At 67.0% G+C, this 13380-nt stretch carries 16 protein-coding genes; 6 read left to right on the forward strand and 10 right to left on the reverse strand.

Features of this window, described 5'->3' with window-relative positions; all coding sequences use genetic code 11:
• The first annotated feature begins 51 nt into the window (after positions 1-51).
• Entirely contained in the window at positions 52-684 is a 633-nt protein-coding gene (gene upp, locus AC5P6E_RS08195) for a uracil phosphoribosyltransferase (RefSeq protein ID WP_004153184.1), read from the forward strand.
• Between the two features lie 59 nt (positions 685-743).
• Here upp and AC5P6E_RS08200 read toward each other — a convergent pair whose 3' ends face one another.
• Both AC5P6E_RS08200 and AC5P6E_RS08205 read right to left on the reverse strand, forming a co-directional pair.
• Positions 744-1223, reverse strand: a complete 480-nt coding sequence (locus tag AC5P6E_RS08200) for an SRPBCC family protein (RefSeq protein WP_019338340.1) — start codon at positions 1221-1223, stop codon at positions 744-746.
• The gene (locus tag AC5P6E_RS08205; protein ID WP_237707039.1) at positions 1195-1629 is read right to left on the reverse strand and encodes an ArsR/SmtB family transcription factor; all 435 of its coding nucleotides are present in this window, start codon (positions 1627-1629) and stop codon (positions 1195-1197) included. Before AC5P6E_RS08205 ends, AC5P6E_RS08200 begins: the two co-directional genes overlap by 29 nt.
• Before the next feature lie 56 nt (positions 1630-1685).
• Between AC5P6E_RS08205 and AC5P6E_RS08210 the strand changes: the two genes are divergently transcribed.
• On the forward strand, positions 1686-1979 hold the full coding sequence (locus AC5P6E_RS08210; protein WP_019338338.1) for a PsiF family protein: 294 nt from the start codon (positions 1686-1688) through the stop codon (positions 1977-1979).
• An 84-nt stretch (positions 1980-2063) separates the two neighbouring features.
• Here AC5P6E_RS08210 and AC5P6E_RS08215 read toward each other — a convergent pair whose 3' ends face one another.
• The 6 genes from AC5P6E_RS08215 to rsmD form a co-directional block, all read right to left on the reverse strand.
• On the reverse strand, positions 2064-2951 hold the full coding sequence (locus tag AC5P6E_RS08215) for an MBL fold metallo-hydrolase (RefSeq protein WP_019338337.1): 888 nt from the start codon (positions 2949-2951) through the stop codon (positions 2064-2066).
• A gap of 120 nt (positions 2952-3071) precedes the next feature.
• Positions 3072-4802, reverse strand: coding sequence for a gamma-glutamyltransferase (ggt, locus tag AC5P6E_RS08220; RefSeq protein ID WP_019338336.1), 1731 nt, complete (start codon positions 4800-4802; stop codon positions 3072-3074).
• Positions 4799-5080 carry a YfhL family 4Fe-4S dicluster ferredoxin gene (locus tag AC5P6E_RS08225; protein WP_010484376.1) on the reverse strand — a complete coding sequence of 94 codons (282 nt, stop codon included), beginning with the start codon at positions 5078-5080 and terminating at the stop codon, positions 4799-4801. Before AC5P6E_RS08225 ends, ggt begins: the two co-directional genes overlap by 4 nt.
• Positions 5081-5212: 132 nt before the next feature.
• Positions 5213-5704: a hypothetical protein gene (locus AC5P6E_RS08230; RefSeq protein WP_010484374.1), complete on the reverse strand. Its 492-nt coding sequence runs from the start codon at positions 5702-5704 to the stop codon at positions 5213-5215.
• A gap of 60 nt (positions 5705-5764) precedes the next feature.
• Positions 5765-6274 carry a pantetheine-phosphate adenylyltransferase gene (gene coaD, locus AC5P6E_RS08235; protein WP_010484372.1) on the reverse strand — a complete coding sequence of 170 codons (510 nt, stop codon included), beginning with the start codon at positions 6272-6274 and terminating at the stop codon, positions 5765-5767.
• A gap of 26 nt (positions 6275-6300) precedes the next feature.
• Positions 6301-6879, reverse strand: a complete 579-nt coding sequence (gene rsmD / locus AC5P6E_RS08240) for a 16S rRNA (guanine(966)-N(2))-methyltransferase RsmD (RefSeq protein WP_019338335.1) — start codon at positions 6877-6879, stop codon at positions 6301-6303.
• Between the two features lie 632 nt (positions 6880-7511).
• Here rsmD and htpG point away from each other — a divergent pair.
• Positions 7512-9404: a molecular chaperone HtpG gene (gene htpG, locus AC5P6E_RS08245; protein ID WP_495230838.1), complete on the forward strand. Its 1893-nt coding sequence runs from the start codon at positions 7512-7514 to the stop codon at positions 9402-9404.
• Positions 9405-9533: 129 nt separating this feature from the next.
• On the opposite strand, the gene AC5P6E_RS08250 is transcribed toward htpG, so the two are convergent.
• The gene (locus AC5P6E_RS08250; protein WP_010484366.1) at positions 9534-9839 is read right to left on the reverse strand and encodes a hypothetical protein; all 306 of its coding nucleotides are present in this window, start codon (positions 9837-9839) and stop codon (positions 9534-9536) included.
• Positions 9840-9968: 129 nt separating this feature from the next.
• On the opposite strand from AC5P6E_RS08250, the gene ftsY reads away from it, so the two are divergent.
• From ftsY to AC5P6E_RS08265, 3 genes are all read left to right on the forward strand, one after another.
• A complete protein-coding gene (ftsY, locus tag AC5P6E_RS08255) occupies positions 9969-11291 on the forward strand; it encodes a signal recognition particle-docking protein FtsY (protein ID WP_049413036.1) in 1323 nt (440 codons plus the stop codon).
• 91 nt (positions 11292-11382) lie between these two features.
• Entirely contained in the window at positions 11383-12507 is a 1125-nt protein-coding gene (gene mutY, locus AC5P6E_RS08260) for an A/G-specific adenine glycosylase (RefSeq protein ID WP_495230839.1), read from the forward strand.
• Positions 12508-12512: 5 nt separating this feature from the next.
• The gene (locus AC5P6E_RS08265; RefSeq protein ID WP_019661206.1) at positions 12513-12782 is read left to right on the forward strand and encodes an oxidative damage protection protein; all 270 of its coding nucleotides are present in this window, start codon (positions 12513-12515) and stop codon (positions 12780-12782) included.
• Positions 12783-12849: 67 nt separating this feature from the next.
• Here the strand turns inward: AC5P6E_RS08265 and AC5P6E_RS08270 are convergent, their stop codons facing one another.
• A complete protein-coding gene (locus AC5P6E_RS08270) occupies positions 12850-13299 on the reverse strand; it encodes a DUF6491 family protein (protein WP_019338334.1) in 450 nt (149 codons plus the stop codon).
• Positions 13300-13380: the final 81 nt, after the last annotated feature.

Raw genomic sequence — 13380 nt, forward strand, 5'->3', positions numbered from 1 at the left:
CACGCCAATCCGGCAAAATGGCGCCCTCTCTCCTTTTCCCCCTTCCCGACCATGAAGATCGTCGAAGTGCGCCACCCGCTGGTGCAGCACAAGATCGGCCTGATGCGCAACGCTGCGCTCAGCACCAAGGATTTCCGCGAACTGGCCAACGAGCTGGGTACGCTGCTGGCCTATGAGGCCACCGCCGACCTGGAAACCGAGCCGCACACCCTGCCCGGCTGGGCCGGCCCGGTCACCGTGCAGCGCATTGCGGGCGCCAAGATCACCGTGGTGCCGATCCTGCGCGCCGGCCTGGGCATGCTCAGCGGCGTGCTGTCGCTGATCCCGGCCGCCCGCGTCAGCGTGGTGGGCCTGCAGCGCGATGAGGAAACCCTGCAGCCGGTGCCCTACTTCGAGCGCCTGACCGGCCGCCTGGAAGAGCGCGACGCGCTGATCCTGGACCCGATGCTGGCCACCGGCGGCACGCTGATCGCCACCATCGACATGCTCAAGCGTGCCGGCGCCCGCCGCATCAAGGGCATTTTCCTGGTGGCCGCGCCGGAAGGCATCGAGGCGGTCAAGGCCGTGCACCCGGACGTGGAGATCTACACCGCGGCCATCGACGCCCAGCTCAACGACAAGGGCTACATCCTGCCAGGCCTGGGCGATGCCGGTGACCGCATCTTCGGGACCCGCGTCGGCTGATCCGGCGAACCGGGGTCAGCGCCCTTTCACAGCGGAAGGGATCTGACCCCAAGCGCGGCCTACAGGCCGGCCGCGAAGGCTTCCAGCTGGCTGATGACCGTGTTCCAGCCGTCGAAGAAGCCCAGCTGCTCATGCTGGTCACGCAGGGCCTTGTCCGGGTGCATCACCCGCGCGGTATAGCGGCAGCCCTGCCCGTCATCCTCCATCGTGATGACGGCGGTGAAGCCCAGCCAGGGTGACTGCGGTCGCCAGCCTGCGCCCAGCATCGAGGTGAACACCAGGCGCTGCTGCGGCACGATCTCCAGGAAACTGCCCGGATTGTCGCTGCTGCCACCATCGGGGCCCTGCATGAAGGTGTGGAAGGCCCCGCCGGGGCGCAGGTCGAATGCGCGTACCTCGGTGGTCCACGGCTTCGGGCACCACCACTGGCGCAGCAGTTCCGGATCGGTCCAGGCCCGCCACAGGGCGGCACGCGGTGCATTCAACACACGGCTGATGACCAGGTCGGTGTCAGGGTTGTTGCCTGCGTCTACGGCCATGGGCCTGCTCCTGTCGGTGAAGGGTTTCAACGAAATCGACCATGCGGTCGGCGCGCGCTTCCCATACGGCACGTTGTTCGGCCAGCCACTGCTCGGCCTCGCCCAACCGCGCCGGCACCAGTTCGCAGGTGCGTACGCGCCCCCGCTTGTGGCTGCGCACCACGCCGCTGCGCTCCAGCACGGCCAGATGTTTCATCAGAGAAGGCAAAGCCATCTCGAAGGGCCCGGCCAGCATCGACACCGTGCGCGGCCCCTGCCCCAGCACAGCCACGATCGCGCACCGGGTCGGGTCGGCCAATGCCTGGAAGACGTCTTGAATGGCGGGATCATACTTACCCATATGGCTAAGTAATACGCCGATCTGAACGGTGCCGCAAGCAGGCGCGGCAATGGCGAGGTTCTTCACGTGGCCTTGCAGGCTGGAAGCGAATGCTCCGCGCACCCGCCCCCCTGGAGCTCCCGATGAAAGCCTCTTTCCTGCTGGCCGCCGTCCTGCTGGTCGGCCTGCCCCTGGCTGCCAATGCCACCACTCCGCAGCAGCAGCGCATGGCCGAATGCTCAGCCAAGAACAAGGGCTTGAAGGGGGATGCCTACAAGACTGCACAGAGCTCCTGCCTCAGCGGCCATGCCGCCGAGACCAAGGCCGCGACAACGCCGCAGGAACGCATGCGCAAATGCAACGCCGATGCCGGCACGAAAAAATTGACCGGTGATGCGCGCAAGACCTTCATGAGCAGTTGCCTGAAGGCATCGTAACGGTCGCATCCGGATGAAACGCCATCCACGCATGGCGTGGACCTGCCGCCATCAGTGAAGGCCGGGCGTTGCCCGGCCTTTCCATTACCCCAGGGCGCGTGCCTTCAGCTCGCCCTGTTCGTGCAGGGTCACGAAACGCCCCTTGTCATCCCTGCCCAGCTGCGCCAACGCCACCTGCGGGTCGTGGGTGAAGAACAGCCGCACGTTGCGCGCCAGCTTGTCTTCAAGGAACTGCCGCTTTTCGTCGATCAGCAGCTCGGCATTGCGGTCGTAGCCCATGGTGATCGGCACGTGTACCCATGAGCGCCCCGGGATCAGGTCGGCACAGAACACCACGCCACCGTGCGCACTTTCGCCGGCATGCGCGTGACCGACGATCTCGGCCAGCATCAGCCCCGGCGTATGCCCGTCGCTGTAGCTGAAGCGCACGCTGCGGCCGAGCGCCTTCGAGTACTCCCCGTCCACCACTTCCAGCCGGCCACTGGCCTGCAGCAGGCCCGGCAGTTCCGGAATGAAGCTGGCGCGGTCGCGCGGGTGTGGCTGCACGGCGCGCTGCCAATGCTGCGCGCCGACCACATAGGTTGCGTTGGGGAACAGCAGCTCGGGCTCACGCCCTTCGCTCCACGCCGCCAGCAGGCCGCCGGCATGATCGAAGTGCAGGTGGCTGAGCACCACCACGTCGATATCCTCGTGCTCGAAGCCGGCTTCGCGCAGCGAATCGATCAGCACATGCTGGCTTTCCTGCACGCCGTAGCGCTCGCGCATGCGCGGGTCGAAGAACGCGCCGATCCCGGTTTCAAACAGCACGGTTTTGCCTTCCAGCGGGCTGGCAAGCAGCGCACGGCAGGCCAGCTCGATGCGATTGAGCTCGTCCGGTGCCGCCCATTTTTCCCACAACGCGCGCGGCGCGTTGCCGAACATCGCGCCGCCATCGAGGCGCTGCGAATTTCCACGAATTGACCAGAGTTTCATGTGTCGATTATCGGCGCCGGCTCGTTAAATAATCGCTAGAAGGGAAACAGAAAACCCCGCCGGCAAAGGCGGGGTTTCGATAATCAGCCGGATTGCCGGCCAGCAGCCGGCACGACCGGATCAGCGCGCCGGGACGACCTGGGCACTGCCCACCGGATTGCGCGGGTCGCTGCCGCCGAACAGCTTGTTCGACTTGCGGTCCCATTCCACGGTCTGCAGGTTGCCCCACACATGGCTGGACCCGCGGCCGCCTGCGGCCACATTGCCCGGCAGGTCGATCCTGTGGCCCATCGCCTGCAGCTGCTTCACCGTCGCCGCGTCGAACGCATCGTCCTCGGCTTCGATCAGGTCCGGCAGCCACTGGTGGTGGTAGCGCGGCAGCGCGGCAACCTGCTGAGCATCCAGGCCGTCGTCGTAGCCGAGGATGCCCAGCAGCACCATGGTGATGATGCGGCTGCCACCCGGGGTGCCCAGCACCACGACCTTGTCGGCGTTCTCCATGAAGGTCGGCGTCATCGAGCTGAGCATGCGCTTGCCCGGCTTCGGCGCATTGGCTTCATAGCCCATCACGCCGAACGCATTGGGCGTGCCCGGCTTCAGCGCGAAATCGTCCATCTCGTTGTTCAGCAGCACGCCGGTGCCCTTGGGAATCAACCCCGAGCCGTACAGCAGGTTGACGGTCTGGGTGGCGCCGACGCGGTTGCCGTCGCGGTCGATGATGGAGAAATGCGTGGTCTCGTCGTCTTCCAGCGGCGTCGGATTGCCCGACAGCAGGTCGCTGGGCGTGGCCTTCTCCGGATGGATGGTAGCGCGCAGGCCCTGTGCGTAATCCTTGCTGGTCAGCACCTTCTGCGGGATCTGCACGAAGTCCGGATCGCCGAGGAAGAAGGTGCGGTCGCGGTACGCGCGACGCATCGACTCCACCACCAGGTGGGTACGGTGCGCCGGGTCCATCTTCCTGATGTCCCAGCCTTCCAGGATCTGCAGCATGCTGGCCAGCGCGATGCCACCGGACGACGGCGGCGGCGCGGTGGTGATCTTCCAGCCGTTGTAATTGAAGACGATCGGCTCGCGCTGCTTCACGCGGTAGCCGGCCAACTCTTCGGCGCTCCATTTGCCGCCAGCCTGCTTCACGCCTGCCAGCAACAGCTTTCCGGTCTGGCCCTTGTAGAAGCCATCGAAGCCATCCGCGGCCAGGCGCTCCAGCGTCTGTGCCAGCTCCGGCTGCTTGAACAGGTCACCGGTGGCGATCGGCTTGCCGTTGCGCAGGTAGACCTCGCGCGTGCCGGGATAGCGCTCCATCACTTCTCGGCGCGACGCATAGCCCTTGGCCATGCGGTCGTACACCGGGAAGCCTTCGCGCGCGATGCGGATCGCCGGCTGCAGCGATGCAGACAGCGGCAGCTTGCCGTGCTTGGCCGACAGCTCGACGAGCGCTGCAGGCAGGCCCGGGATACCGGCCGACCAGGCGCCGTTGACCGAACGATCACGGTCCAGGTTGCCCTGCTTGTCGAGGAAGGCCTGCGGAGTTGCCGCGGCCGGTGCGGTCTCGCGTGCATCCAGCATCACATCCTTGCCGGTGGCCGCGTCGTGCAGCAGGAAGAAGCCGCCGCCGCCCAGCCCGGAGCTGATCGGCTCGACCACCGCCAGCGTGGACGACACTGCCACCGCGGCATCGAAGGCGTTGCCGCCCTGCGCCAGGATATCGATACCTGCCTGGGTGGCCAGCGCGTGGCCGCTGGCAATGGCTGCGCCATCGGGGCGCTCGGCACGGGCCGGGCTGTCGGCCCAGGCCATCGGGCTCAGCAGCAGGCCGAGCAGCAACAGGGGGCGGACGATCAGCGTCTTCATTCGGATGGGGGCTCCGCGTAGAGTTCGGGGTGATCGTGCTGCAGCTGGCGCAGCTTGGCCAGCAGCTGGTCTTCCGTTTCCACGATCTCCGGATCCGGGTCGATGCACTCGACCGGGCAGACGACCACGCACTGTGGCTCGTCGAAATGACCGACGCATTCGGTACAGCGCGCAGGGTCGATCACGTAGATGGTTTCACCCATCGAAATGGCCTGGTTCGGGCAGGCCGGCTCGCAGACGTCGCAGTTGACGCAGAGCTCGTTGATTTTCAGCGACACGGCGATACTCCTCGCCCGCGCCCTGGGACAAAGGACCGGCCAGCGCGGGCGCGCGGGCCGGTCAGGTCATCAGCGGCACCCTTGCGGGGTGCCGCCCGGGCCATGCCGGAGCATGGCCGCCATGGCTCGGTATTACTTGGCTTCGACGAAAATGTACTCGGCGCCGGTCGGCTGGACCGCCGCCTGCACGCGGGCGTTGTCGGCCGACTGGCCGATGAAGACGACGCGCACGCCCTTCATCGAATCCGGGGCCACGTCCTTGAACACAGCCTGGATCATGTCAGCCATCTTGCCCGAGGCCGACGAACCGAAGGCCAGCATGTTGCCCGGCTGCACGCCACGGGCCACGGCCTGGGTCGCGCTCTCGGTCTGGCGCTCGTACTTGGCCTGGAAGTCCGGGTCCGATTCCGGCGAGAGGTAGTACAGGAACGGGCTGTTGCTGATGTTGCCCATGTTCTGGATCGCCACTTCCTGCAGGTACTTCTTCCAGCCTGCATCGTCGTCCTTGGACGGCGCGACCAGGGCCTGCTTGGCCTCGTCGACCGGAGCGGCCTCTTCCTTCTTGCAGGCGGTGAAGGCCAGGGCCAACGAAGCGATCAGCATCGCGCGCATGGTGGTGTTCATGGGTTTCCTCCCGGAATGGTGCGTGGTGTTGTACGTAATGGGGTGCGGGTACAGCAGGGCTTACGACTGTGCCGCCTTCGCTTCGCGGACCTTGCGCAGGGCTTCGAGCACCGCGGCCGGCACGAAACCGGACACGTCGCCGCCCAGGCGCGCGATCTCGCGGACCAGCGAGGACGAAATGAAGCTGTGCTGCTCGGCCGGGGTCAGGAACAAGGTCTCGACCTCCGGAATCAGGTGGCGGTTCATGCTGGCCATCTGGAACTCGTACTCGAAGTCGGACACCGCGCGCAGGCCGCGCAGCAGCACCCCGCCCTGGACCGAACGTACGAAATGGGCCAGCAGGGTATCGAAGCCGATGACCTCGACGTTGCTGTGGTGGCCGAGTGCGCCACGTGCCAGCTGCACGCGCTGCTCCAGCGGCAGCGCCGGGCCCTTGGACGGGCTCTGCGCCACGCCGACCACGACCTTTTCGAACAGCGGCGCGGCCCGGCTCACCAGGTCGATATGACCGTTGGTGATGGGGTCGAACGTGCCGGGATAAACGGCGATGCGGCGGTTGGCCACGGTCATGGGCGGTTGCAGATGTTCAGATGAGGTCAAAGTGTAGCAGTGGCGCGGCGGTACAGGGCAAAGCGCACCTCGCGGGTGCCGCCCTCGCGGTGCAGCAGCCAGTCCGACGGCAGCACCGGCACGTGGCCGGCCGGCGATTCCAGGTACAGCCAGGCATCGGCAGCCAGATGCCGCGGCAGCTGGGCCAGCACGTCCTGCCACAGGCCATCGGCGAACGGTGGGTCGATGAACACCAGATCGGCCTGCTGTGCCGGTGCGCCCTGCAGCCAGCGCAGGGCATCGGCCTGCACGACGGTGACCTGGCCGGAGGCCTGCAGCTTGGCCACGGCCGCGGTCAGATTGCGTCCCAGCTGCGCGTCGCGCTCGACCAGAGTGGCGTGGGCGGCGCCGCGCGAGACCGCCTCCAGGCCCAACGCGCCACTGCCGGCGAACAGGTCCAGCACCCGCGCGCCGCCCAGTCTGGGCATCAACCAGTTGAAAAGGGTCTCGCGCACGCGGTCGCTGCTGGGCCGAAGCCCTGGCAGGGTCGGCACCGGCAGGCGGGTATTGCGCCAGCGCCCGCCGATGATGCGGACCTGACCGTCATTGCCCCCACGGCCGCTCATCGGCGCCCCCGGCGGGGTTCATTCGAGAATTTCAGCATGAGCAGGATTGTAGTTCGGCCGGGCTTTGCCCGGCACCCGTTGAAGCCGCAGCAACGGCCGAAGCAACTTCAAAAGCTGGTTTCCTGGGGGTTGGCGGGGTGGGTCCGGTTGCGGGGGACGCTGCAAGTACGTCCATGTAAGCTCGGTCGCCGCATCCATGCGGCTCACGCCCCCTCAACCGGACCCACCCCGCCTTCGACAGTTTCTCGCCATCTGTCGGTAGATCCACGCCATGCGTGGATGAACATCTGTCAGATATCGAAGGATTTGAATGAAATCAGGAAGCCGCCGTTGCGACCGTCACCGGGAGCCTGTCAGAGGCGGGGCGGTGTGGGTTGGCAGGACCGTTGGCGCCATGGATGGCGCCATCGAGCCCCCAAGGACGGGTTTACGGCGTGTCCTGCCAACCCACACCGCCCCGCCATCCCACGGAATGCCCGCTCTTGCCGTTGCTGTTGCAGTTGCAGTTGCCTTGGCCTCTGCGGGTGCAGGGCGCCGCCCTGCCCGACCAACCCCTTGATTTCGGGACAATCATCCCTACCCCTTGGCGAGGCCGCACGCGCTGGCGCGGCATTGCACATGGAGCCCTATCGATGACCGAGACCACCCAGACCGAAACCCTTGGCTTCCAGACCGAAGTCAAGCAGCTGCTGCAGCTGATGATCCACTCGCTGTACTCCAACAAGGAGATCTTCCTGCGCGAGCTGGTCTCCAACGCCGCCGACGCCGCCGACAAGCTGCGCTTCGAGGCCCTGACCCAGCCGGCTCTGCTGGAAGGCGACAGCGAACTGCGCGTGCGCGTCAGCTTCGACCCCGCCGCCCACACCATCACCATCGAAGACAACGGCATCGGCATGAGCCGCGCCGAAGCCATCGCCCACCTCGGCACGATCGCCAAGTCCGGCACCGGCGACTTCCTGCGCCAGTTGTCGGGCGACCAGAAGAAGGATTCGCAGCTGATCGGCCAGTTCGGCGTCGGCTTCTACAGCGCCTTCATCGTCGCCGACGAAGTGGAAGTGACCTCGCGCCGCGCCGGCCTGGCTGCAGGCGAAGGCGTGCGCTGGACCTCGCGTGGCGAAGGCGATTTCGAAGTGGCCACCGTGGACAAGGCCGAGCGCGGCACCCGCATCGTGCTGCACCTGAAGGACGGCGAGCATGACTTCGCCGATGGCTGGCGCCTGCGCAGCATCCTCAAGAAGTACTCGGACCACATCGGCCTGCCGATCCAGATGCCGAAGGAAGGCGGCGAAGAAGGCGCTGCGCTGGAATGGGAAACCGTCAACCGCGCCAGCGCGCTGTGGACCCGCCCGCGCACCGAGATCAGCGACGCCGAGTACACCGAGTTCTACAAGCACGTGGCACATGACCACAGCGACCCGCTGGCGTGGAGTCACAACAAGGTTGAAGGCAAGCTGGAGTACACCTCGCTGCTGTACGTGCCCGGCCGCGCGCCGTTCGACCTGTACCACCGTGACGCGCCCAAGGGCCTGAAGCTGTACGTGCAGCGCGTGTTCGTGATGGACCAGGCCGAGCAGTTCCTGCCGCTGTACCTGCGCTTCATCAAGGGCGTGGTCGATTCCAACGACCTGTCGCTGAACGTCTCGCGCGAGATCCTGCAGTCCGGCCCGGTCATCGATTCGATGAAGGCGGCGCTGACCAAGCGCTCGCTGGACATGCTGGAGAAGCTGGCCAACGACAAGCCCGAGCAGTACGCCACGTTCTGGAAGGAATTCGGCCAGGTGCTGAAGGAAGGCCCGGCCGAGGACTACAACAACCGCGAGAAGGTGGCCGGCCTGCTGCGCTTCGCCTCCACCCGTGGCGAGGCCGATGCGCAGACCGTGTCGCTGGCCGACTACATCGGCCGCATGACCGAAGGCCAGGACAAGATCTATTACCTGACCGGCGAGAGCTACAGCCAAGTGCGCAACAGCCCGCACCTGGAAGTGTTCCGCAAGAAGGGCGTGGAAGTGCTGCTGCTGACCGATCGCATCGACGAGTGGCTGATGGGCTACCTGACCGATTTCGACGGCAAGGGCTTCGTTGACATCGCCCGTGGCGACCTCGACCTGGGCGCGCTGGAAAGCGAGGCCGACAAGCAGGAACAGGAAGCGGCCGCGAAGGACAAGCAGGGCCTGGTGGAGCGCCTGAAGACGGTGCTGGGCGATGACGTGGCCGAGGTGCGCGTGTCGCACCGCCTGACCGATTCGCCGGCGGTCCTGGCCATCGGCGAACAGGACCTGGGCCTGCAGATGCGGCAGATCCTGGAGGCCAGCGGGCAGAAGGTGCCCGACAGCAAGCCGGTGCTGGAGATCAACCCCGGCCATCCGCTGATCGCCAAGCTGGATGCCGAAGGCGATGGCGCACGTTTCGACGACTTGGGCCGGGTGCTGTTCGACCAGGCCGCGCTGGCCGCCGGTGACAGCCTGAAGGACCCGGGCGCCTACGTGGCGCGCCTGAACAAACTGCTGCTGGAGCTGTCGGCCTGATCGAGGCGGTGGTCGCCGGGCATGGCCCGGCGGTGCCTTGGTAGAGGCCAACCTTGGATGGCGCCCCAAAAGCATGCCAACCAGGGTTGGCACCCACCAGGGGCGGCGGTTCGCGCCTGCGGAGGGGGTTCAGGCTTCGCGATCCAGCAGCGAGCCCAGCATCTGGTCCTGGCGGCGGATCACCGTGGCATTGGCGGCGAAGGCCAACACCTCGGCTTTCGCCGCGAGCAGATCTCCCAGCGGTGCACTGACATCGACATCGGCACCGGCAGGGGTCACCGAGGCCTGCACTCCGCCCTGCTCCACCGCACTACGCTGCAGCTGCAGGCGCTGGGCATCCGGGGTCGCCAGATTGGCCACGTTGTGCGCGGCCAGCTGCACCCCCTGCTGGGCTGCACGCATGCCACCGCGTGCCGTTCCCATCACGTTGTTCATGGCGGTCTCCGGACCGCACTGCGCAGCCCTCCGGACCGGTTAACGGCCGATGGGCCGCAACCTTGAGCCCACATCGGCCCGACAGGCCCGAGTGGTAGCATATCCCTCTGATTTCAGCGCCTTTTGCCAATGCTCAGTTTTTTCCGCCGCAAGAAGCCCCAGGATGCCCCCGCAGCGGAGGCACCCAAGACCCAGCACTACTCGGCTGAAGAGCTGGCGGCGGCGTTTCCGTCGGCCGCGCCGGTCGAGGACAAAGAGCCGGCACCGGCAGCCGTAGCGGCCGAGCCTGCACCGGTCGAGTCGCCCCCCGCAGCCGTCGTTCCAGTCGCTGTCGAACCCACCCCGGTGATTCCGGCTCCAGCCGCACCGGTTCCGGCAGCTCCAGCGCCGACGGCGCAGATCGACGTCGCCCCCATCGCGACCCCGGCCATCGAACCGGCACCCGCGCCGCTGCCTGGGCCCACCCCGGCACCGGCACCGGTCACCGACGATCTGCCGGCCGCCGCCTCGGTCGACGCCGTGCCCGCAACTGCCGGCAAGCCCGGCTGGCGCGAGCGCCTGCGCAACAGCGTCATCGCGCGCAGCTTCGGTGGCCTGTTCTCGCGCAATCCCAAGCTCGACGACGACCTGCTTGACGAGCTGGAAACTGCATTGATCACCGCCGATGTCGGCGTAGGTGCCACCACCGATCTGGTCGAGGGCCTGCGCAAGCGCATGAAGTCGCGCGAGTTCGCCGACGCCAATGCACTGCTGGCCGCGCTGCGCGCCGAGCTGATCGCGATCCTGCAGCCGGTGGCCAAGCCGCTGGTGATCGACCGCACTGCCAAGCCCTTCGTGGTGCTGACCGTCGGCGTCAACGGCGTCGGCAAGACCACCACCATCGGCAAGCTGGCCAAGCGCTTCAAGGACGAAGGCCACAGCCTGATGCTGGCCGCCGGTGACACCTTCCGCGCCGCCGCCGTGGCCCAGTTGCAGGCCTGGGGCGAGCGCAATGGCGTGGCCGTGGTCGCCCAGGGGCAGAACGCCGATGCCGCTTCGGTGGCGTTCGACGCACTGCAGGCCGGCAAGGCCCGCGGCACCTCGGTGCTGATCGCCGATACCGCCGGCCGCCTGCATACCCAGTCCGGCCTGATGAACGAGCTGGGCAAGATCCGCCGCGTGCTCGGCAAGATCGACCCCACCGCACCGCACGAAGTGCTGATGGTGATCGACGGCACCACCGGCCAGAACGCGCTGTCGCAGCTGCGCCAGTTCAATGCCGCAGTGAACGTGACCGGCCTAGTGGTGACCAAGCTGGACGGCACCGCCAAGGGCGGCGTGGTGTTCGCGCTGGCCCGCGAGTTCGGCATTCCGATCCGCTTTGCCGGCATCGGCGAGCGCCCGGAAGACCTGCGCGTGTTCGATCCGGAAGCCTTCGTCGACGCCCTGCTGCCTGAAGCGCTGGGTGCCTGATATACCGTGCAGCCACCGCACTCTGGTGCAGCCACCCATGGGGTGGCTCTACAAGGGTGAACCCACGGGTGGCTGCCTCTCTGGAACACCGATGCACCGCCAGCCGCACGCCAGCGCCGACACTGCCCAGCACGACGACTTCGTCGCCCGCCTGCTGCACTGGTTCGACGACCACGGCCGCCACGACCTGCCCTGGCAACACCCGCGCAGCCCCTACCGGGTGTGGTTGTCGGAAATCATGCTGCAGCAGACCCAGGTGGCCACGGTCATCCCGTACTTCCAGCGGTTCCTGCAGCACTTCCCGACCCTGCCCGACCTTGCCGCCGCCAGCAACGACGCGGTGATGGCGCAGTGGGCCGGGCTCGGCTACTACGCCCGCGCACGCAACCTGCATGCCGCCGCAAAGCGCTGCGTGGAACTGCATGACGGCGACCTGCCGCGAGATTTCGATGCACTGCACGCCCTACCCGGCATCGGCCGCAGCACTGCCGGCGCGATCCTCAGCCAAGCCTGGAACGACCCGTTCGCGATCCTGGATGGCAACGTCAAGCGCGTGCTGAGCCGTTACCACGGCATCGACGGGTTTCCCGCCCTGCCGGCCATCGAGAAGCAGTTGTGGGCCATCGCCGAGGCGCACGTTGCGCAGGTCCCGGCCGGGCGCATGGCCGATTACACCCAGGCGCAGATGGATCTGGGCGCCACCGTCTGCAGTCGGGCCAAGCCGACATGCGTGATCTGCCCGCTGCAGGACAACTGCGTGGCACGCCGCGAAGGCCGCACCGCTGAGTTACCGACGCCCAAGCCCAGCAAGACCCTGCCCGAACGCGAAGCGGTCGCCCTGCTGTTGCGCGACGCCCAGCAGCGCGTGCTGCTGCAGAAGCGGCCGGATGCTGGCATCTGGGCGCAGCTGTGGACGCTGCCGCAGGCCGAGACGGGCAGCGACCTGCAGGACTGGTTCGACACACATGTGGACGGCTCGCTGGAAGATGCCGACGAACTGCCGGTGCTGCAGCACACCTTCAGCCACTACAAGCTGCATCTGCAGGTACTGTCGCGGCAGGTGCACGGCCTGCGCGTGGAAGAACCCACGCTGCGCTGGGTGGCTGCCGACGAACTGCCCGCGCTGGGCCTTCCGGCGCCGATCCGCAAGCTGCTCGATGGCGCCACGATCAAGACGCCGAAACGAACCTCCAAGAAATCCCGCAACCACGAGTGAGTGCCATGCCCCGAACCGTCTTCTGCCAGTACGAACAACGCGATGCCGAGGGTCTGGACTTCGTGCCCTACCCCGGTGAGCTGGGCCAGCGCATCTTCAACAACATCGGCAAGCAGGCCTGGGCCGCGTGGCTGGCGCACCAGACCATGCTGATCAACGAGAACCGGCTGTCACCGCGCACGCCGGAGCATCGCGCGTTCCTTGAAGGCGAACTGGTCAAGTTCCTGTTCGAGAAGGACGCGGAGAAGCCCGCAGGCTTCGTTCCGGAAGCCTGACCTGCCGGTAGCGCCGGGCCATGCCCGGCGTCCAGGCATCCGCCGGGCATGGCCCGGCGCTACCCGTTTATTTCCCGGATTCCTCGCGCTCCTGCACCTGCGCCTGGCGCAGCTCCTGCTCGGAGGCACGCAGTGCCTTCACGTCCAGCTTGCGGATGCTGTTGATGAAGCACGGCATGCGCGGGCCGCCGGTGGGGTCGCGCACCAGCACCTTGTCAAAGCGCGCCGAGACACGGTTCATCTGGCTGGTCAGGCCGATGGCGGTGGCATACGGCAGGTCCTGGCAGGGGCCTCTCAGCTCCAGCAGGTAGGCCTCGCTGGGACGCGTCCACACCGCCAGCGCGCTGTCACCCAGCTCGGTCCAGCCATTGAGGGTGCCGAAGAACTGCATGTCGTTCTGCGGCGCACCGGCGTGGGCACGGTAAAGGTCAAGCTTCTCGGCGCTGCTGAGCCGGCCGGTGGTGGCACAGGCGGCCAGGGCCAGGCAGAGGCCGGCCAGCAGAAGCGGGGTCTTCATGGCGATCTCCTCGGGGAACTGTCGCCATCATGCGCCTGGCCTGGCAATGCCGGCGCGACGGCCGACGGCCCCATTCAGGCG

The sequence above is a fragment of the Stenotrophomonas sp. YJH_SMC_16 genome, from assembly GCF_059367875.1.

What these genes read in the sequence shown, in the direction of transcription:
- ftsY (WP_049413036.1), top strand. Translation starts at nt 9,969, where the DNA reads ATGCTCAGTTTTTTCCGCCGCAAGAAGCCCCAGGATGCCCCCGCAGCG.
- ggt (WP_019338336.1), bottom strand. Translation starts at nt 4,802, where the DNA reads ATGAAGACGCTGATCGTCCGCCCCCTGTTGCTGCTCGGCCTGCTGCTG.
- AC5P6E_RS08230 (WP_010484374.1), bottom strand. Translation starts at nt 5,704, where the DNA reads ATGAACACCACCATGCGCGCGATGCTGATCGCTTCGTTGGCCCTGGCC.
- AC5P6E_RS08210 (WP_019338338.1), top strand. Translation starts at nt 1,686, where the DNA reads ATGAAAGCCTCTTTCCTGCTGGCCGCCGTCCTGCTGGTCGGCCTGCCC.
- rsmD (WP_019338335.1), bottom strand. Translation starts at nt 6,879, where the DNA reads ATGAGCGGCCGTGGGGGCAATGACGGTCAGGTCCGCATCATCGGCGGG.
- AC5P6E_RS08250 (WP_010484366.1), bottom strand. Translation starts at nt 9,839, where the DNA reads ATGAACAACGTGATGGGAACGGCACGCGGTGGCATGCGTGCAGCCCAG.
- upp (WP_004153184.1), top strand. Translation starts at nt 52, where the DNA reads ATGAAGATCGTCGAAGTGCGCCACCCGCTGGTGCAGCACAAGATCGGC.
- htpG (WP_495230838.1), top strand. Translation starts at nt 7,512, where the DNA reads ATGACCGAGACCACCCAGACCGAAACCCTTGGCTTCCAGACCGAAGTC.
- mutY (WP_495230839.1), top strand. Translation starts at nt 11,383, where the DNA reads ATGCACCGCCAGCCGCACGCCAGCGCCGACACTGCCCAGCACGACGAC.
- AC5P6E_RS08200 (WP_019338340.1), bottom strand. Translation starts at nt 1,223, where the DNA reads ATGGCCGTAGACGCAGGCAACAACCCTGACACCGACCTGGTCATCAGC.
- AC5P6E_RS08215 (WP_019338337.1), bottom strand. Translation starts at nt 2,951, where the DNA reads ATGAAACTCTGGTCAATTCGTGGAAATTCGCAGCGCCTCGATGGCGGC.
- coaD (WP_010484372.1), bottom strand. Translation starts at nt 6,274, where the DNA reads ATGACCGTGGCCAACCGCCGCATCGCCGTTTATCCCGGCACGTTCGAC.
- AC5P6E_RS08265 (WP_019661206.1), top strand. Translation starts at nt 12,513, where the DNA reads ATGCCCCGAACCGTCTTCTGCCAGTACGAACAACGCGATGCCGAGGGT.
- AC5P6E_RS08270 (WP_019338334.1), bottom strand. Translation starts at nt 13,299, where the DNA reads ATGAAGACCCCGCTTCTGCTGGCCGGCCTCTGCCTGGCCCTGGCCGCC.